Source organism: Hymenobacter aerophilus DSM 13606 (assembly GCF_000382225.1).
Lineage (GTDB): Bacteria > Bacteroidota > Bacteroidia > Cytophagales > Hymenobacteraceae > Hymenobacter > Hymenobacter aerophilus.
On the sequence record NZ_KB907820.1, the window covers coordinates 25,332 to 44,489 of the forward strand.

At 62.9% G+C, this 19,158-nt stretch carries 17 protein-coding genes; 10 read left to right on the top strand and 7 right to left on the bottom strand.

The features are described from left to right. Window positions 1–37: 37 nt before the first annotated feature. Window positions 38–523: a DUF4112 domain-containing protein gene (locus tag H145_RS0114415; RefSeq protein WP_019948869.1), complete on the bottom strand. Its 486-nt coding sequence runs from the start codon at window positions 521–523 to the stop codon at window positions 38–40. 69 nt (window positions 524–592) lie between these two features. Next, window positions 593–2,047, bottom strand: a complete 1,455-nt coding sequence (locus tag H145_RS22895) for a diadenylate cyclase (RefSeq protein WP_019948870.1) — start codon at window positions 2,045–2,047, stop codon at window positions 593–595. 225 nt (window positions 2,048–2,272) lie between these two features. On the opposite strand from H145_RS22895, the gene H145_RS0114425 reads away from it, so the two are divergent. After that, the gene (locus tag H145_RS0114425; RefSeq protein WP_019948871.1) at window positions 2,273–2,527 is read left to right on the top strand and encodes a hypothetical protein; all 255 of its coding nucleotides are present in this window, start codon (window positions 2,273–2,275) and stop codon (window positions 2,525–2,527) included. 136 nt (window positions 2,528–2,663) lie between these two features. Here the strand turns inward: H145_RS0114425 and H145_RS0114430 are convergent, their stop codons facing one another. Further along, complete coding sequence (locus H145_RS0114430) at window positions 2,664–3,899, bottom strand: BaiN/RdsA family NAD(P)/FAD-dependent oxidoreductase (protein ID WP_026351536.1); 1,236 nt, start codon at window positions 3,897–3,899, stop codon at window positions 2,664–2,666. Window positions 3,900–4,072: 173 nt separating this feature from the next. Between H145_RS0114430 and H145_RS0114435 the strand changes: the two genes are divergently transcribed. Next, entirely contained in the window at window positions 4,073–5,260 is a 1,188-nt protein-coding gene (locus H145_RS0114435) for a cation:proton antiporter domain-containing protein (protein WP_019948873.1), read from the top strand. Between the two features lie 196 nt (window positions 5,261–5,456). Here the strand turns inward: H145_RS0114435 and H145_RS0114440 are convergent, their stop codons facing one another. From H145_RS0114440 to aroQ, 3 genes are all read right to left on the bottom strand, one after another. Further along, window positions 5,457–6,017: a MarC family protein gene (locus H145_RS0114440; protein ID WP_019948874.1), complete on the bottom strand. Its 561-nt coding sequence runs from the start codon at window positions 6,015–6,017 to the stop codon at window positions 5,457–5,459. A 148-nt stretch (window positions 6,018–6,165) separates the two neighbouring features. Further along, entirely contained in the window at window positions 6,166–7,233 is a 1,068-nt protein-coding gene (locus tag H145_RS0114445; protein WP_019948875.1) for an aminotransferase class V-fold PLP-dependent enzyme, read from the bottom strand. 199 nt (window positions 7,234–7,432) lie between these two features. Beyond that, window positions 7,433–7,879 (bottom strand): type II 3-dehydroquinate dehydratase, encoded by a 447-nt coding sequence (aroQ, locus tag H145_RS0114450; RefSeq protein ID WP_019948876.1) that lies wholly within the window; start codon window positions 7,877–7,879, stop codon window positions 7,433–7,435. A gap of 193 nt (window positions 7,880–8,072) precedes the next feature. On the opposite strand from aroQ, the gene xerD reads away from it, so the two are divergent. Continuing rightward, window positions 8,073–8,975, top strand: a complete 903-nt coding sequence (gene xerD, locus H145_RS0114455) for a site-specific tyrosine recombinase XerD (RefSeq protein ID WP_019948877.1) — start codon at window positions 8,073–8,075, stop codon at window positions 8,973–8,975. 153 nt (window positions 8,976–9,128) lie between these two features. Here xerD and H145_RS22900 read toward each other — a convergent pair whose 3' ends face one another. Next, window positions 9,129–9,542, bottom strand: coding sequence for an STAS/SEC14 domain-containing protein (locus H145_RS22900; RefSeq protein ID WP_157541612.1), 414 nt, complete (start codon window positions 9,540–9,542; stop codon window positions 9,129–9,131). A 347-nt stretch (window positions 9,543–9,889) separates the two neighbouring features. Here H145_RS22900 and H145_RS23765 point away from each other — a divergent pair, with 347 nt between their 5' ends. The 7 genes from H145_RS23765 (at window position 9,890) to H145_RS0114495 (ending at window position 19,140) form a co-directional block, all read left to right on the top strand. After that, on the top strand, window positions 9,890–12,847 hold the full coding sequence (locus H145_RS23765) for an FtsK/SpoIIIE family DNA translocase (RefSeq protein WP_019948879.1): 2,958 nt from the start codon (window positions 9,890–9,892) through the stop codon (window positions 12,845–12,847). Between the two features lie 126 nt (window positions 12,848–12,973). Continuing rightward, window positions 12,974–13,618 carry a LolA family protein gene (locus H145_RS0114470; RefSeq protein ID WP_019948880.1) on the top strand — a complete coding sequence of 215 codons (645 nt, stop codon included), beginning with the start codon at window positions 12,974–12,976 and terminating at the stop codon, window positions 13,616–13,618. 130 nt (window positions 13,619–13,748) lie between these two features. Next, window positions 13,749–15,026, top strand: a complete 1,278-nt coding sequence (locus H145_RS0114475; protein ID WP_019948881.1) for a DUF2851 family protein — start codon at window positions 13,749–13,751, stop codon at window positions 15,024–15,026. 98 nt (window positions 15,027–15,124) lie between these two features. Then, on the top strand, window positions 15,125–16,378 hold the full coding sequence (locus H145_RS0114480; RefSeq protein ID WP_019948882.1) for a hypothetical protein: 1,254 nt from the start codon (window positions 15,125–15,127) through the stop codon (window positions 16,376–16,378). A 91-nt stretch (window positions 16,379–16,469) separates the two neighbouring features. Next, a complete protein-coding gene (locus tag H145_RS0114485) occupies window positions 16,470–17,105 on the top strand; it encodes a NeuD/PglB/VioB family sugar acetyltransferase (RefSeq protein ID WP_019948883.1) in 636 nt (211 codons plus the stop codon). Window positions 17,106–17,197: 92 nt separating this feature from the next. Then, on the top strand, window positions 17,198–18,166 hold the full coding sequence (trhO, locus tag H145_RS0114490; RefSeq protein ID WP_019948884.1) for an oxygen-dependent tRNA uridine(34) hydroxylase TrhO: 969 nt from the start codon (window positions 17,198–17,200) through the stop codon (window positions 18,164–18,166). A 101-nt stretch (window positions 18,167–18,267) separates the two neighbouring features. Beyond that, a complete protein-coding gene (locus H145_RS0114495; protein WP_019948885.1) occupies window positions 18,268–19,140 on the top strand; it encodes a nucleoside phosphorylase in 873 nt (290 codons plus the stop codon). The last annotated feature ends 18 nt before the right edge of the window (window positions 19,141–19,158 follow it).

The following is a 19,158-nucleotide window of genomic DNA, read 5'->3' on the forward strand; positions in this document are numbered from 1 at the left end:
GGTAGGCAGGCGGGAATGAGTGCGGCGTTTCAGCAACTCACCACTGCACCGACTCGCCCCAGTGCCACAGGGCGGCGCCCAGCATCCAGGCGGCCCACACGAACAGGCCGCCCACGGCCAGCAGCACCAAGAGTAGCACCAGCAGCAGGCCCTTGCCCGAGCCCTGATACCGGCCCTCGGCGTAGTGCGCCCGCAGCAGCGCCACGTTGCGGTCGTTGGCTTTATAGGCGAAGTCGAAGATGTTGCCCACTATCGGAATGGCGCCGATGAGCGTGTCGAGCACCACGTTGAACACCATGCGCACCACCAGGTTGCCGCTGGCGCCGTGGCGCATCATGGTCAGAATCAGCAAACCCGAAATGGCCAGCGACGGCAGCCCGCCCACCACCGGCAGCAGGCCCATAAGCGGGTCGAGGCCGAAGCGCCAGTTGGTGCCGGGCACCCGGAACTGGCTGTCGAGCAGGCGCGAAACGCGCTCTACCCACCGCAGGCGGTCGTCTTGTTCGAAAGCAGGTACGGGCATGGCGGGTTCAGAAAGGAGGTGAAAAGGTGGGCCGAGCTGTGGAGGCGGGCGCTGGCCGTCGGTGGGTCGTTAGCGCGCAACGGGGGGCAGCAGATCAATCCAGCCGTCTTCGCTCACCACTACGGCCAGCACCGGGTAGCGGCTGCTTTCTACGTAGCGCAGCACCGAGTTGTAGCGCGAGCCGCGGCTGGAGTCGCCCTTTTCGGTGGCCAGCCCGTCCAGAATGGCCCCGATGGCGTGGCAGACGCCGCCGGGCCCGATGAGCACGGCCCCGTCAATATTGGTTACCAGCCGCAGCACCGAGGGCGTCATCAGGCGCGGCGTAACGCGGAAGCACTGGGGCGAAAGTCGGACGGCCTCCTGGGCTGCGCCATCCGAAATGAGCAGGATGGTGCCGTGCTCCTGCTTGGCGGCGCTCAGCGTCAGCTCCCAGAGGTAGGCAATGCCGGCGGCATCGAGCACCGGAAAAATGCGGCGCACGGCGCGGGTGAAGTTGTTTTCATCGATGGTACCCTGTGGCAGGCGCGGCGTATTCGACACCACTTTCATCATGCGCTGGCCGTCGTGGCTCAGCTCCCAGCTGTAGTGCTTGGTGAAATGAACCGTGAACACCGGCTCATACTGCGCGTCGTCGGGCTCGACGAGGTAGCCCAGCCCGAACACGTCGGTGGCATCGGTGATGAGCGCGTGGCGGTCTTCGCTCAGCTCCAGCAGCTTGCGGATACGGCGGTAGTCGCGCAGCGGCACCGGCGAATCGAGCATCAGCACGGGCACCACGGCCGGGTGGTTGCGCCTGGAAACCAGCATGGTACCCACGCCCTCGTCGCCTTCGTGGCGCAGGGCGGCCACGCCGTTGCAGGCGTCGTAGAGGCCGTGGCTGCCGGCGGCGGCGCGCAGCATAAACCGGCGGCCGGCGGCGCGCAGCACCTCATTGTAGTCGCGGTTGAGCACCAGCCGGTCGTCGTCGGCGTGGTCGGACTCGCGCAGGGCCCGCGAGGCATCGAGCAGCAGCTCCTCGACGGTGGCGGCCAGCAGCGAGGCCGGCCGGTTGGGCACGGCCGGGCCGGGCAGGGCGTAGTAGCTGTGGTAGGCTTCGGCCGAGAGCTGCAGCACAATCAGCACCTGGTAGCCGCCGGTGCTCACGGGCAGCGAGCAGAAGCTGATGCGGTCTTCCTGCTTGTGAGCCACCAGCTCGTGCAGGGTGTGCTCGGTGGCGCGGCGCAGCAGCTCGTACCAGCGCTGCTTTTCGTAGCGGTCGTGGTCGAGCGGGTGCAGGTGGTACACCACTTCGCGGGGGCCGTCGGGTTCGAGGGCGACGGCGTGGGCCTTCACGGAGGCAAAGTCGGGCGGGGCGTAGCGGTGGCTGGCGGGCTCGATGACCACGGCCTGGGGCTCGTCGGTTTCGCGGGCCGAGGCAATGCCGAGCAGGAAAACTTCCGGTTTCAGCGCCCGATCGAGCAGGTTGAACACGCCATCGGCAAAGAGCTGGGCGGATACGCGAAACAGGCTTTGGTTTTCCCACATAGGGGCAGCGGGCAGAATGGGAAGGGCAGAAAGGGGCAGGTACGCAAAAAGCGGCCCGAAAGATAAGTTTGCCCGCCAGCCGGCAGTCTGCAAACCAGCCCGGCCGACCGCAACTTTCGGGCGCCGGGCCGGTTTGCAGGCTGCCGGCCGGACCTTGTGCGCCCGCTAATAAAACTGTATCTTCCGCATGGAAAGATTTTCTACCCACCGCTCAGGCCCCACCGCATGTTCGTCGATTTAGTTGTTGCCGCGGTGTTTGCCATGTCGCTGGTGCCGCTCACCACGGGCTACTGCGCCTACAGCTACGGCCGCTCGTTCTGGCTGTGGTTTGCGCTGGGGATGGTGCTGCCCATCGTGTCTTACTTCGTGCTCTTCGCCCTCATCCTGCGCCACCAGCTCGACCACGGCCAGCGCCTGCTCAACGACGCCAAAGCCGTGCTGGCCGAAGCCGAAAGAGCCGAGCGCGCAAAAAAGGAGTAGAGCGGTGAGTCGGTGAAGTCCTGTCATCCTGAGCATAGCGAAGGACCTATACAGCAAATGCTAATCCCAGTTGTTAGCTTCTGTATAGGTCCTTCGCTGCGCTCAGGATGACAAAACGGTTCACCAAACCACCAAATCACCCATTCGCCGCCAGCCATTGCAGCAGGCCGCGGGCGGCCCAGGCGCCGGTACTAAAGCAGCCCTGCAGCAGATAGCCGCCGGTGGGCGCTTCCCAATCGAGCATTTCGCCCGCCACGAAAGTGCCGGGCCGCGCCCGTAGCATCAGGTGCTCATCCAGCGCCTCCCAGGCCACGCCGCCGGCCGTACTGATGGCCTCATCGAGCGGGCGCAAACTGGTTACGGGTATGGGCAGGGCCGACAGCAGCGCCGCTGCTTCGGCCGCCGTGGCCGGAAACGTGGCGGGGCCCAGCTCGCGCAACAGCGTGGGCACCGGCGGCCCCAGGCGCAACGCTTCCTGTAAAAACGACGCCACCGACTTGCCAGTTTTGCGCCGCGCCAGCTTCTCCAGCAGTTGCGCCGGGCTCAGGTCGGGCTTGAGGTGCAGGTGCAGCGTGGCCGGGCCGCCGGCCGCCAGCCGGGCCCGCAGCTGGGGCGTGAGGGCGTACACGGGCGTGCCTTCGAGGCCGTAGTCGGTGAGCATGATTTCGCCGCGCACCGTGGCCGGGCCGCAGCTGAAGGCCACGTTCTTGAGCGGCTGCCGGCCCACTTTCGCCCGAAAAAACTCCGACCACGCTACCTCGGCCCCGCAGTTGCTGGCCGCAAAGGGCACCACCGGCACGCCAATGCGCTCCAGCTCGGGCCGCCAGGCGCCATCGGAGCCGGTTTTGGCCCAGCTGGCGCCGCCCAGGGCCAGCAGCGCGGCGGCGGGCCGCACGGTAGTTTGCTCGCCGGTGGCCTCGTTGCGCAGGTGCAGGGCGCCGCCTGGGCCGAAGCCCAGCCAGCGGTGGCGCACGTGCAGCTGCACGCCCAGCCTCTGCAGCCGCGCCACCCAGGCCCGCAGCAAATCGGCGGGCTTGTGCCGGGCCTCCGGAAACACGCGGCCGCTGGTGCCCACGAAGGTGGCAATGCCCAGGTCGGCGGCCCAGGCGCGCAGGTCGGTGGGGGAGAAGTGACTCAGAAAACCCGTGAAGTCGGCGCGGCGGGCGGCGTAGCGGGCACTAAAGGCAGTGGCGTCTTCGGCGTTGCTCAGGTTGAAGCCGCCGTGGCCGGCCACCAGAAACTTGCGGCCCACCGTGGCCTGGGCCTCGTAGAGGTGCACCCGGCAGCCCGCTTCGGCCAGGCGCTGGGCGGCCAGCAGGCCCGCCGGGCCGCCGCCCACCACGGCCACATCGTTGCCCAAAAGCTGTTGCATGGCGCAAAGGTACGCCGCGCCCCCGAGCGGTGGCGGGCCCCGCCGGCTCACTGCCCGGCCGCCGCCGCTGCCGCCGAAACCGTATCTTCGCCGTTCCGCTTTGCCGAAACTTCGGCCAACCGCCCCCATTTCGGCTCGTATAGCCGGAATTACGTTCGGCCTAACTGCACTCTATGGGTTCTTATACCATTCTTATCGGCCTGAGCTTGGCCGTCATCCTGTCCTACCTGTTCGACCTGATTGCGCGGGCCACCAAAGTGCCGTCGGTGCTCATGTTGCTGCTCTCGGGTATTGCCCTGCGCCAGGCCGCCGACTACTTCGATTTCAACTTCGCCACGCCCAAAGTAATTCTGGAGATATTCGGAATTATTGGCTTGATTATGATTGTGTTGGAGGGCGCGCTGGATCTGAAGATAACCCGCGAAAAGGCCCCGCTTATTCGGCGCTCCTTCTTCGCGGCGGTGCTCATGCTGGTAGTGCAGTCGGTGGTAATTGCCCTGATTCTGCACTACTGGCTGGGGGTGAATTTCCAGAGCTGCCTCGTCAATGCCATTCCGCTGGCCGTTATCAGCTCGGCCATTGCCATCCCGAGCGTGGCCGGCCTGACGGGCGAAAAGCAGGAGTTCATCATCTACGAAAGCACGTTTTCCGATATTCTGGGCATCATGCTCTTCAACTTTGCCCTGCAGGAAAACTTTGCCCAGGGCATGTCGGTCGTCACGTTTGGGCGCGACGTGGTGGCCGTGATGGTGGTGGCCGTGGTGAGTACCGCCGCGCTTATCTTCCTGCTCGACCGCATCCGGCTGCACGTCAAGTTCTTTCTGGTGCTGGCCTTCCTGATTCTGCTCTACAGCGTGGCCAAGCAGCTGCACCTTTCGTCGCTGGTGCTGGTGCTCGTGTTCGGGCTGGCCGTCAACAACGCCGAGCAGTTTATGGTGGGCCCGATGCAGCGGTGGTTCAACGCCGCGCGCCTCACCGAAGAGCTGCACCAGCTGCGCAGCATCACGGCCGAATCGGCCTTCCTGATCCGTACGTTCTTCTTTCTGCTCTTCGGCTACAGCATCACCGTCAGCAAGCTCGTCAGTCCCCAGCTGCTGATTCAGGGCTTTATCATCGTGGTGGCCCTCACAGTTATCCGCTACCTGTACCTACGCTTTATTGCCAAAACCGACCTGATTCCGGAGCTGTTCATTGCCCCGAAAGGCCTGATTACGGTGCTCCTGTTCTACAGCATTCCGCAGCAGCACCTCATTGGCGAAGTCTCCGAAAACATCCTCTTCATCGTTATCCTGCTCACCGGCATCCTGATGATGGTGGGCCTGCTCATGAGCCGCGAGGAACCGGCTATCGGGGAGTACTGAGTTTTTTGAGAAGCCAGTAACTGGCAGAAAACCTGTCATCCTGAGCATGTTGCGCTTGGAGCAAGGACGAAGGACCTATACAGCAATGCTAAACTCAGATGTTAGCTTCTGTATAGGTCCTTCGTCCTTGCTCCAAGCGCAACATGCTCAGGATGACAGGTGTGAGGCTAGCTTCTAACCTCTGACTACCAGCTCCTTAAAAGTTCGTTTTGAAGAGCTTGATGGCAATGGCCAGCAGGATGACGCCAAACACGCGGCGCAGAATATCCTCGCCGGCCTTGCCGAGCTTGCGCTCAATCCAGGCCGAGCTTTTGATGACCAGATACACGAACACCAGATTTACCAGCACGCCGGCCAGCACGTTGGGCAGCTCGTAAGCGGCTCGCAACGAGAGCAGCGTGGTCATGGTGCCGGCGCCCACGATGAGCGGGAAGGCCAGCGGCACGATGGAACCCGTGCCCGCCGCCGGGTCGTGCCGGAACAGCTCGATGCCCAGAATCATCTCCATGCCGATGAGGAAAATGATGATGGCGCCGGCCAGGGCAAACGACTGGAAATCAACGCCGAAAAGCGACAGAATACTCTGGCCCACAAACAGAAAGCTCACCATGAGCACACCCGCCACGAAGGTGGCCTTCTCGGCGTTTACGCTGCCCTCGCGCTGCCGAATCTGGATGATAATGGGCACCGAGCCCAGAATATCGATGATGGCAAACAGCGTGAGCGTGACGGAGGCTATTTCTTTGAGGCTAAACATGAATCGCTGATTTTCGCTGATTAGTCGTGATTTCGCTGATTTTTATGTTCTTTGATTACGCTCGTTTGCATTAGCCCTCGCTGGTTAGCCGTGACTTCACTTAAAAATCAGTGTAATCACGACTAATCAGCGAAAATCAGTGATTGATTTAGGCGAATTCCTTGGCGAAGAACTGCACGAGCTGCTCGAAGGCGGCGTCGGGGATGGCCGGGAAGTTGGCGATGCGCAGGCTGGTGGCCTTCAGGTCGCCGTAGCCGCTGCCGATGAACAGGCCCTGGTCCAGGGCGCGGCGCCTTACTTCCTCGATGAGCGCCGGCGCGGCCTGCAGGCCGACTACGGTGGAGGAGCGGGTTTCGGGGTTGGAAACCAGCGGCCGCAGCTGGGTGGCCTGGTCGAAGTAATCGTAGAGCTTGGTGGCCCGCCCGACCACGTGCTGGTGGATGGTTTTGATGGGCGGGTTGTCGTGGATGGCGCGGCTCAGCAGGTAGATTCCCAGCACGTTGGGCGTGTGGGTGGTCTGGAAGTTGAGCATCTTGTCGTACTGGTGCACCAGCGAGTTGTAGTGGGCGCGCTCATTGAGCTGGCGCATCCGCTCGATGGCCCGCGGCGACAGTACCATCACGGCCAGGCCCGCCGGCAGCCCGAAGCACTTCTGCACCGACGCGTACCAGATGTCGCCCTTGATGAACTTGAGCTGCACGCCGGCCATTGACGAGGTGGCATCGACAGCCAGCAAGGCCTTGGAAGGCAGGCGGTTGAAGAGGTTGAGCACCACGCCGTCGCGCAGCTGGGTGGTGGTGCTGGTTTCGTTCTGGGTGATGCACACCAGGTCGGTCTGCTCGTCAAGGCCGGGCAGCTTGTCGGTGTCGGGCACCTCATCAAGCCCGAATTTCTGGCCCACCGAGGCCGGGCGCAGGGCTTTGGCGGTTTCAAACCATTTCTGGCCGAAGGCGCCGTTGTAGAGATGGAAGCTTTTGGTGGGCGTCAGGCTCTGGGCCAGCACCTCCCAGCACTCGGTGGCCGAGCTGAGGAAGAAGATGGTGTAGTCCTGCGGGATGTTGAGCTTGGCTTTGAGTTCCTGCACCGTCTGGCGCACCATCTGCACGAACTTCTCGCCCCGGTGCGGCGCCGAAAGCCAGCCTTCATCGAAGGCATCCTGTAGATAGTGGCGCACCTGCGGATACACCTGCGAGGGGCCGGGATTGAACGTATACATAAGAGAAGGCCGATTGGAAGTAGGCGGCAAAGGTAGGAAACAGGGAATGAGTGACTCGGCGAAAGCGTGAACCTGTCTGTCATCCTGAGCGGAGCGAAGGACCTATACAGCAATACTAATCTCAGATGTTAGCTTCTGTATAGGTCCTTCGCGCCGCTCAGGATGACAGACGGGTTCACCTCATCGCTCAAACCCACCGCTACACCCGAAACCCGACCCGCTTGGGGCGCTGGCTGTCGAGGTAATGCAGGGCCAGCCGGTAGCTTTCCAGCCCGAAGCCGCTGATGCTGCCGGCGCAGTGGCGGCCCAGCAGGCTGCGCTGCCGGAACTCCTCGCGGGCGTGCAGGTTGCTCAGGTGCACCTCGATAACCGGCGCGCCGATGGCGGCCACCGCGTCGGCCAGCGCCACGCTGGTGTGGGTGAAGCCGCCGGCGTTCAGCACGATGCCGTGGTAGCTGAAACCGACTTCGTGCAGCTTGTCGATGAGGCCGCCCTCGTGGTTGCTCTGCGCATATTCCAGCTCGAACTGCGGAAAGGCCTCCACCAGCTCGGGCAGGTAGTCTTCGAACGAACGGGTGCCGTAGATGCCGGGTTCGCGCCGGCCCAGCAGGTTGAGGTTGGGGCCGTTGAGCAGCAGGATTTGCATGGGAAGTAGGGGCTCTTGGAGAGACTGAGGTATTTTATGTTTTAAGGCACAAAAGAACGTCATTCTGAGCGGAGCGAAGAATCTCGCGTGCCGAAGTAATTTCTACTGTTTGGAGTTACCACTACACGCGAGATTCTTCGCTCCGCTCAGAATGACGTTCTTTTGTGCCTCAGTTACCAGCCCCTCACCGCCCATGTCGCCCTGGAATCTTGCTATCAAACAGTTCGAGGGCTACCTGCAGCTGGAGAAGTCGTTGTCGGCCAACTCGGTGGAGGCGTATGCGCGCGACGTGCACAAGCTGCGCCAGTACCTGGAGCTGGAAGGGCTGAAGGCCTCGCCCCAGCAGGTAACCACCCGGCTGCTGCGCGACTTTCTGACCTGGCTGGGCGGCCTGGGTCTGGAGGCTACCTCGCAGGCCCGCACGCTCTCGGGCATCAAGGCCTTCTACCGCTTCCTGATCATGGAAGACATGCTCTCCATCGACCCCACCGACACGCTGGAAGCGCCCAAAACCGGCCGCAAGCTGCCCGACACGCTCAGCTACCCCGAAGTCGAGCAGCTGCTGGCCGCCATCGATTTGAGCACGCCCGAGGGCACCCGCAACCGCGCCATGCTGGAGGTGCTCTACAGCTCGGGCCTGCGCGTGAGCGAGCTGACCGGCCTGCGCCTGTCGAACCTCTACGCCGACCAGGGTTTTGTGCGCGTGACGGGCAAAGGCAACAAGGAGCGACTGGTGCCCATCGGCCGCGACGCGCTTAAGCACCTGGGCTTCTACCTGCAGGGCATCCGCGCCCACCTCGACATCAAGCCCGGCCACGAAGACACGGTGTTCCTCAACAAGCGCGGGGCGGGCCTCTCGCGGGTGATGATTTTCCACATCATCAAGGCCGCCGCCGAGAAAGCCGGAATCAGTAAAAGCATCAGCCCGCACACGTTTCGCCACAGCTTCGCCACCCATTTAATCGAGGGTGGCGCCGACCTGCGGGCCGTGCAGGAAATGCTGGGCCACGAAAGCATCACGACCACCGAAATCTACACCCACCTCGACCGCGACTACCTGCGCCAGGTAATCACCCAGTTTCATCCGCGCAGCTGAGTCGTTGAGCTACAAGCTACAAGCCGCCCGTCATTCAGAGCGCAGCGAAGAATCTCGCTTGAACACGCTGAATGGTCATTGTTCAACGGTAGCACGCGAGATTCTTCGCTGCGCTCTGAATGACGGGCGGCTTGTGGCTGGCAGCTCAACGGATCAGCCGCGGCAGCTGGCCAGCCAGTCCTCGGCCTCGGCCAGCGAATCGAAAATCTGGATTTCAAACTCGGTGAACAGCAGGTGAGTTGGGCTGGCAACGAAGGTAGTAGCCAGCGTGCCCGCCCGAACCACGTGCGCCACGAAGCGGACGCCAGCCTGCGCGGCGGCCGGCGCCCAACGCTGCGCCAGCCACAGCAGCGAATCAAACCAGGGGCCTTCCAGGGCGGTGTTGTCGTTGAGCAGGCAGCAGCATGGGTGCTGGCGCAGGATATCGAGCGCCGCCTGGGCGCCTTCGTAGGCCAGCGGGGCCGTAACGTGTCCCTGCCAGGTGACGGTCAGTTGCCGGGGCTTTATCAGATAGCGCAACCGGCAATAGTGCGGACTTTCGGGGGTTGTCAGTAAGCGCTCTATCATAAAATAAGGCAAATTAATGCGGATATAGTGTTAACGCAGCGTTAGCCGGTCCGGATGCTTTTCGCGCGCAAAAATGCCTTGGCACGGGTGGCTGCGGGTTTGGCCGGTAGCCGCCTGCTGTTCTGTCTGCCGCCGGCTTTAGGGTAATTGGCCGGCCCTGGCTGGAGTCGGCTTGGCGTAGGGGACGCGGGGCTCGGGCGAAGTGGCGGCGTGGTGGAACTGTTCGCGCTCAGGGGGCTAAGCTGCGCCGGCCTCGGCATCGGGTTTCCTAAACGCCGCCCCGCCATCCGGCTGCCTCCTTATTTCACCTCATTTATGCCTAGATTTGGTTTCTGGCGTACTTTCCAATGGCTAAAAATACCTACAAGCAACCGGCTGAAACCCCTACCCGTCGTGGCAACGAGCCCCGGCCGGCAGAACCGCGGCCGGCCCGCAACCAACCCCGGCCCGCGGCCCCCGCCGCCGAGGCGGCCCCGCGCGAAAACCGGCGCAACGAGCCGAAGTCGGCCGCGGCGGCCCGGCCCCGGAAGGAGCGCAAACCCCTCAAGCTGCCCACGTTTCAGCTGGGCGGCCTGTTCAGCTTTCTGCGCGACCGGCGTTTTCAGCTGTTTCTGGGCTTCTTTCTGCTCTTCAGCTCCATCTACCTCACCATTGCCTTCGTCTCGTTCCTGTTCACCGGCCACGCCGACCAGAGCGTAACCGAAAGCGTGGGCCGCACCACGTTGCGCGACGCCGGCCAGGAAACCGGCAACTGGCTGGGCGTGGTGGGCGCGCTGCTGGCCGAGTGGCTGATTCAGGCCGGATTCGGGGTGGCGGCGTTTGCCCTGATTCCGATTGTGTTCTTTCTGGGGTACAAAATCGTGTTTCGGCGCGGGGCCGTGTCGTTCAGCTATGTGCTGGCGCTGTGTCTGTTCACCACGCTCTGGCTGAGTGTGCTGCTGGGCTACGTAGTGCTCTCGCTGCAAACCCCCGGCATCGACCCCACGCTGGCCCATAGCCTCGACTTTTTGTGCGGCGGCGTGGGCTACGAAACGGCCTTCTGGCTCGATAGCCTCATCGGCTGGGGCACGGTGCTGCTGCTGGCCTTTCTGCTGATTTCGTTCGTGGTGTTCTTCTTCAACATCACCAGCCTCAACCTGAGCACCGGCGCCGACGAACTGGCCGAAGATTCTGAGCCGACTTCCGGCCGCCGCCCCGCTGCCAACGAGCCCGCCCCCTGGGCCGTGGACGCCCCGTCGGCCCTGGACGCCGACGACAACCCGCTGGGCCTGACGTTGCGCGACACCCGCAACCCGCGCCCCACCGCCGCCGCCGCGGCTGACGAGGAGCCCACCGAAACCGAGTCGGCTGCTGCCCCATTGCGCACCGGAGCCATTGCGTCGCCGGCGCTGGCCGCCGCCACGGCAGCAGGAGGGGGGCTGGCCGCCGGCGCGGCGGCACTGCCCCTGAGCGTGGCGCCGGTAGCCGCCGCCGCGGCAGCAACCACCAAATCCAGCGGCCCCAGCTTCTCGATTGAAGTAGCCGACCCCGAGCCTGCCCGCGCCCCGGCTGCTCCGACCGCGCCCTTGGCCGCCAGCGTACCCACCCCGCTTTCCATGGCTGATCTGGCCGATGACGATGCCCCGCTGCCGGCCACGCTGCCGCTGCCAGTTGTGGCCCCGGCCAGTCCGGCCGGCCTCTCGTTCGAGGTGGAAGACGCCACCGGCAAGCCCGAGCTCGACCCCTCGGCCGGCCCCGATATGGCCGTAATTGCCGAGGAGGATGAGGAAGCCCAGGTGATGCCCAGCGGCGAGTATGACCCCACCCTCGACCTGCCCCGCTACCAGTACCCCACGCTGGAACTGCTCAACGACTACGGTCAGGCCAAAGCCCAGGTAACCAAGGAGGAACTGGAAGCCAACAAGGACCGCATCGTGGAGACGCTGGGCCACTACGGCATCAATATCGCCAGCATCAAGGCCACCATCGGCCCCACCGTCACGCTCTACGAAATCGTGCCCGACGCCGGGGTGCGTATCAGCAAAATCAAGAGTCTGGAAGACGATATTGCGCTGAGTCTGGCCGCGTTGGGTATCCGTATTATTGCGCCCATTCCGGGCAAGGGCACCATCGGCATCGAGGTGCCGAACGCCAAAAAGGAGATGGTGAGCATCCGCTCGGTGTTCAACACCGACAAGTTCATTTCCACGGAAATGGACCTGCCCATTGCTTTCGGCCGCACAATTACCAACGAGGTATTCGTGGTCGATTTGGCCAAGATGCCCCACCTGCTGATGGCCGGCGCCACCGGCCAGGGTAAGTCGGTGGGCCTGAACGTGATTCTGGCCTCGCTGATTTACAAGCGTCACCCCAGTCAGCTCAAGTTCGTGCTCGTCGACCCCAAAAAGGTGGAACTGAGTATCTTCAACAAGATTGAGCGCCACTTCCTAGCCAAGCTGCCCGACACCGAAGAGCCCATCATCACTGACACCAAAAAGGTGGTGAATACGCTCAACTCGCTGTGCATGGAGATGGACAAGCGCTACGATTTGCTCAAGGATGCCGGCTGCCGCAACCTCAAGGAGTACAACCGCAAGTTTGTGGAGCGCCGCCTCAACCCCAAGAAGGGCCACCGCTACATGCCCTTCATTGTGCTGGTGATTGACGAGCTGGCCGACCTGATGATGACGGCCGGCAAGGAGGTCGAAACGCCCATTGCCCGCCTCGCCCAGCTGGCCCGCGCCATCGGTATCCACCTGATTGTGGCCACGCAGCGCCCCTCCGTGAACGTGATTACCGGTATCATCAAGGCCAACTTCCCCTGCCGGATTTCCTTCAAGGTGACCAGCAAAATCGACTCGCGCACCATCCTCGATGCCGGCGGCGCCGACCAGCTTATCGGCCAGGGCGACATGCTCATTTCGCAGGGCTCTGATATTATCCGGGTGCAGTGCGCGTTCATCGATACCCCCGAAGTGGACCGGCTTTGCGACTTCGTGGGCGAGCAGCAGGGCTACCCCGACGCCTACCACCTGCCCGAAGTGGTGGGCGAAAGCGGCGGCGGCAACGGCGACAGCGACGATTTCAACCCCGCCGACCGCGACTCCATGTTCGAGGAAGCAGCCCGCGTCATCGTCACGCACCAGCAGGGCAGCACCTCGCTTATTCAGCGCCGCCTCAAGCTGGGCTACAACCGCGCCGGCCGCCTGATTGACCAGCTGGAGCACGCCGGCATTGTGGGGCCGTTTGAGGGCAGCAAGGCCCGGGAGGTATTAATTCCGGATGAGTACAGTTTGGAACAGTTGTTGAATACGCTGCCTAAATAGCACGTAGTATGGAGTAGTCGGTATTGAGCAGTGAAACAATAGTGGTCGAATTGACACTACTTCTCTGCTTTATATCGAACAAAGTCTCGATACGCACGTCTTTGTACTCAATACTAAAAATCTGCAATGAAAAAGTACCTTGCCCTACTCGCCTTATCCGTTTCGTTTTCCTCGGTAGCCTCGGCCCAGCAGGACCCCAAAGCGGGGAAGATTCTGGACCAGATGAGCGCGAAATACAAGGCCATGAAGGCCTTTAAAGCCACCTTCACCCAGACCCTCGAAAACGACGCGGCCAAGGTAAAAGAGAACCTGAGCGGCGACATTACGGTGAGCGGCCCGAAGTTCCGGCTGAAGATGAGCGGCCAGGAGGTCATCAACAACGGCCAGACCATGTGGACCTACATGAAGTCGGAAAACGAGGTGAACGTGTCCGACTATGAGCCCGACGAGCAGGAAGTATTGCCCTCGCAGATTTACACGCTCTACAAGAAAGGCTATAAGTACAGCTACGCTGGTGAGGCCAAGGAAGGCGGCGAAGTGGTCGACGTTATCGAGCTTTCGCCCGAAGACCGTAGCAACCCCATGTACAAAGTGCGCCTGAAAATCGGCCGTAACGACAAGGCCGTGAAAAGCTGGCAGATGTACAAGAAAAACGGCAACCGCTACACCTACCGCATCAGCAAGTTCGTGCCCAACGCGCCGGTGGATGCTACCACCTTCAACTTCGACAAGACCAAGTACAAAGGCGTGAAGGTGATTGATCTGCGCTAGTCGTTTCGCCTGAAATCCTAGCCGGCCCGCTTCTGCATCAGCAGGGGCGGGTCGGTTTTTTGTTGGGTGGCTTTTTCCTACTTTCAGTTCTCTTTCAGGTCTGAGAGCTACTAAGTTAGGAAAGCCCATTATGCAGGAAGACTTTCTCCACTACGTCTGGCAGCACCAGTACTTCGATAAAACCGACCTGCGCACCGACGACGGCCAGCCGATAACCGTGCTGCGCCCCGGCCACCGCAACCCCGACGCCGGCCCCGATTTCCTGCAGGCCCGCCTGCAGTTGGGAGAAGTGGAGTGGAGCGGAGCCGTGGAAATCCATCTGCGCGCCTCCGACTGGCACCGCCACCAGCACCAGTCCGACCCCAAATACGACCAGGTGGTACTACACGTAGTGAACGTGGCCGACGTGCCGGTTCAGCGTACCAACGGCTCCGAAATTCCGGTGCTGGCCATGGCCGCCCGGTTGCCGGCCGAGGCCCTGGTGGCCTACGAGCAGTTGCGCGGCCAGCCGCCCGAAACCCTGCTGCCCTGCGCCCCGCTGCTGCCCCGGGTAGCGGAGCTGACGCGCACCATGATGCTGGGCCGCACCCTTTTGGAGCGCATGGAGCAGAAGGCCGACCGCGTAGCCGAGCTGCACGAACAGTTGGGCCAGGACTGGGAAGCCACCACCTGGCACGCGCTGGCGGCGGCGTTCGGCTTCCAGAAAAACAGCGAGCCGCTGGCCCGCCTCGCCAAAGCCCTGCCGCTGGCGCTGCTGCGCCGCTACCGCGCCGATGCCCGCCAGCTGGCCGCGCTGGTATTCGGGCAGGCCGGGTTTTTGGAAGAGGAGCCACTGGACGATTTTAGCCGCGACTTGCAGGCTGAATTCCAATTTCTGCGCCACAAGCACAACCTGCACGGCACGGCGCTGGCGGCCCACGAGTGGAATTTCCTGCGCCTGCGGCCTGCCAACTTCCCCACGGTGCGGCTGGCCCAACTGGTGGCCCTGCTGCACGCCCGCCCTACACTCTTCGACGCCCTGCTAACGGCTCGCGACGGCCGGGCGCTGGAGCAGTTCTTCCGCGCCCCGCTGCCCGCGTACTGGCAAACCCACACGCGCCCCGGCCGCCCCGGCAAAGTGGCCGAGCTGGGCCGCGGCAGCGTGCACCTACTGATAACCAACACCGTCGTGCCGCTGCGCGTAGCCTACGCCCGCTCCATCGGCAACCCCGACCAGGTAGAAGCCGCTCTGAGCTTGCTCGACCAACTCCCGCCCGAACGCAACCACCTCACCGACGCCTACGAAGCCGCCGGTTTCCGCCATACCTGCGCCGCCGACTCGCAGGCGCTGCTGGCCCTGCAGCGCGGCTACTGCGCCCCCCGCCGCTGCGTGCACTGCGGCATCGGGGCCAGTCTGCTTCGCAAATGAGCGGCAAGCCACAAGCCACAAGCTGCAAGCCAGTTCGGGAAGCTTGTGGCTTGTAGCTTGCGGCTTGTAGCTCAGATAGCACGTAGCTTGCAGCCCAAATGCAGATTCTCCTCGCCTTGCTGCTCAATACCGGCCTGCTGTGGCTGCTGTGGCGGTGGCTGCCCCGGGTGCGGCAGCTGCCGCAGGTGGGCCGCTGGGTGCTGCCCACGCTGGGGCTGAAGCTGCTGGCCACGGCCTTCACCGTGCTGTCCCTAACGGAGGACGCTACCTATTTTCTGGTTTGGAGCCGCCGCATGAGCGAGCAGCTGTGGCAGGCGCCCGGCCAATGGCTGCAGATGCTGCCGACCGATGAGTTCCACTGGCAGGGCGCTAGTCTGGTATTCCACGGGTTTTCCAACACGTTGTTTCTGGTCAAGCTGCTGTCGGTGCTGAACCTTGCCAGCCTGGGCAGTGCCGGGCTGAATGCGCTGTACCTGTCGGTGTTCAGCTTTGTAGGCAGCTGGGAGCTGGTGCGGCAGCTGCGGCGGCTGTGGCCTGAGGCAGTGCCGCTGGCGGGTATGGGCGCTTTCCTGCTCTGGCCCACAGTGGTATACTGGAGTTCGGGCCTGACCAAGGAAAGCCTGCTGGTGGGCAGCGGGGCGCTGGTGCTGGCCGCCGTGCTGCGGCTGGCCTACGGGCCGCCGGCCGGCCGGGGGTGGGTGGCGGCGGGGCTGCTGGCGGCGGCGCTGCTGCACTTCAAGATGCGCTACTTCTTTGCCGTGGTGCTGTTTGGGGTGCTGGCCGGGCTGGGGCTGATTCGGGTTTTTCAGGCGCTGGGGATGGCCCGCCGCCGGCTGGTGCAGACGCTGCTGCTGCTGGGGCTTCTGCTGGGCGCGGGCTGGGCGGCGGGGGAGATGAGCACGCTTTTCCGGCCCAACAAGTTCACCTCCCAGCTTCAACGCAACTACACCGTTCTGCTCCGCGCCTCTGCCGACCGGCCCCACCTGCGCTACCCCAACCTGCAGCCCACCACCGCCAGTGTGGTACGCCACGCGCCGCTGGCCGCTTTCAACTCACTGGCGCGGCCCTGGCCCTGGGAGGGCGACTCGGTGCGCTACGTGGCCGCCGGCCTCGAAAACCTGCTGCTTCTGGCGCTGCTGGGTGTGGCGTTGCTGGCCATCGTGCGGGGCCGCGCCGGCCGGCTGCCCTTTGCGCTGGTCGCGGCGCTGCTGCTCTATTGCCTGCTGCTGGCCGCGCTGCTGGGCCTCACCACGCCCAACCTGGGCACGCTCAGCCGCTACCGCATCACGTTCCTGCCGTTCCTACTGCTGCTATTGCTGCAAAACGATTACGTGCGCCGCTGGCTGAAGTGAGTTGCCAGCTGGCGACTGACAACTCATCCCGTATCTTTGCTCTTTCTTCCCTGAACCTTTACCGGCCGCCCCGCGGCCGTTTTTTAATAGTATGGAAAATCCGGTAATCATTCTGGGCGCCCAGGCCGTGGGCACCGCCGCCCTCGATGCCTTCCAGAGCAACGATGTAGTGGTGTACTGCCTGCTCGACGACGACGCGACCCTGCAGGAAACTGAGCTCAACGACGTACCCGTAATGGGCAACACCGACGACAAGGAACTGCTCAAGCTGCTGGGTAAAAAGTGCGAGGTGTTTGTAGCCACCGAGGACGCGGCCAGCCGCCGCAGCCTCACCAGTATGCTGCGCGAAGAATACAGCGTGGCGCCCGTCAACGCCATTCACGAGCGGGCCAGCGTATCGGCCCACGCCTGGCTGGGCCACGGCAACCTGGTGGGGGCCAATGCTGTGGTAGCCAGCACCGCCCGCCTCGGCGACGGCTGCATTCTGGGCGCCAACGCCGTGGTCGATGTAAAGGCCGAAGTGGGCGACTACGCCCAGCTGGGGGCCGGGGCCATTCTCAACGCCGGCGTTACGGTGGGCGAGCAGGTTTTCATCGGGGCCGGCGCGGTGGTGGTGGCGGGCGTTAAAATAGGCGCCAAAGCCCGGGTGGGGGCCGGCTCGGTGGTAGTGGCCGATGTGGCCGCGGGCCAGACAGTGTTCGGCAACCCGGCGGCTAAAATTAATTAGTAATTAATAATTAAGAATTAGTAAGCTTGAGCATGGTGTTCTGGTAAGTTTGTTAATTCTTGATTACTAATTTTTAATTATTAATTAAAGAAATGGATTACCTCGTTCTGCTTTACTACTGCTACACGCCGCTCGAAAACCCCGAGCAATTTCGCGACGAGCACCACCGCCTGTGCCTGCAGCTGAACCTGCTGGGCCGCATCATCGTGGCCCCCGAGGGCCTCAACGGCACCGTGTCGGGCCGTCGGGCCGATTGTGCGGAGTACATGCGGCTGGTGAAGGCCGATCCGCGCTTTGCGGCCCTGGAGTTCAAGGTGGAAGAGTCGCCGGAGCACACCTTTCGCAAGCTGCACGTGCGCGTGAAGCCCGAAATCGTGCACGTGGGCCTGCCCGCCATCCGGCCCTATGAGCGCACCGGCATTCACCTCTCGCCCGAACAGTTCCGCGACTTGAAAGACCAGCCCGACGTGGTGGTGCTCGACGTGCGCTCCGACTACGAGCACCGCCTCGGCCGCTTCAAGAACGCCGTGACGCTCGACATTGAGAACTTCCGCGAGTTTCCGGAGAAGGTGGCCGAGCTGGCGCAGTACAAGGACAAGAAAATCCTGACCTACTGCACCGGCGGCATCAAGTGCGAAAAGGCCAGCGCCTTTCTGCTCGACCAGGGTTTCGACAACGTGTACCAGCTCCACGGCGGCATCATCAAGTATGGTCTGGAGGCCGGGGGTGAGGATTTTGAGGGCAAGTGCTACGTGTTCGATGGCCGCGTGGCCGTCGATGTAAACACCGTCAACCCCAGCATCGTCAGCCAGTGCCACCACTGCCGCACGCCCTCCGACCGGATGGTGAACTGCGCCAACCCCGAATGCAACGCCCATGTGCCGCTCTGCGAAACCTGCGCCGGGCAGCTGGCCGGCGCCTGCTCGCCCGCCTGCCAAACCCACCCCGCCAAGCGCCCCTACGACGGCACTGGCACCTACCCCAAGCTCAGCAACCACTACAGTCCCGAACAAGGGTTGGTCTCCTATGCAGGAAGCCAAAAAGAGAAAGTCAAGAATTAACGACCAGAAAAAGGCGCTTACTTTTTGCTGGTTTTAATTTTCGGATTCTCTGTTTTTTCGGTTCAAATTTCCTTCTGACTTTTTCTCCTTGACCCTAAATTATGCCCATCGCTGATTCAGAATTCATTCTCAACAAAGACGGTAGCGTTTACCACCTCAACCTGCTGCCCGACCATATTTCCGACACCATTATTACCGTCGGCGACCCCGAGCGGGTGCCCAGCGTGAGTGAACATTTCGATTCCATCGAAACCAAGATTCACAAGCGCGAATTCGTGACCCACGTGGGCTACTACAAAGGCAAGCGCATCGCCGTTATCAGCACCGGCATGGGCACCGACAACATTGACATTCTGATGAATGAACTCGATGCGCTGGTTAACATCGACTTCATGACCCGCGAGGTGCGGCCCCAGGCCGAGCACATCAGCCTGCGCATTGTGCGGGTGGGCACCAGCGGCTCGCTGCAGGCCGATATTCCGGTGGGCTCGTTGCTGGCCTCCGAGCACGCCGTGGGCCTCGATTCGCTCATGCAATTCTACCCGCTGGTTGAAACCGGCCTCGAAGTGGAGGTGGCCCAGGGCATTCAGCAGGCCCTGCAACTGCCCTACCGCCCGTACTGCGTGCGCGGCTCCGACCTGCTGCGCGAGCAGATCGGCCACGATATGGTGATGGGCAACACGCTCACCTGCCCCGGTTTCTACGGCCCCCAGGGCCGGGTGCTGCGCCTCGATCTGCGCCTGCCCAACCTGATTGAGGCTTACCAGAACTACCGCTACCAGAGCGCCGAGGGCGAGTTCCGGCTTACCAACTTCGAGATGGAAACGGCCGGCTACTACTCGCTGGGCCGCATGCTGGGCCACGAGGTGCTCTCGCTCAACGCCATCGTGGCCAATCGCGCTACCGGCGAGTTTGCCACCAACTCCGACCAGATTGTGGGCGACTTGATTGCCAAAACCCTCGACCGCCTCTAAATCACTGATTCTCGCTGA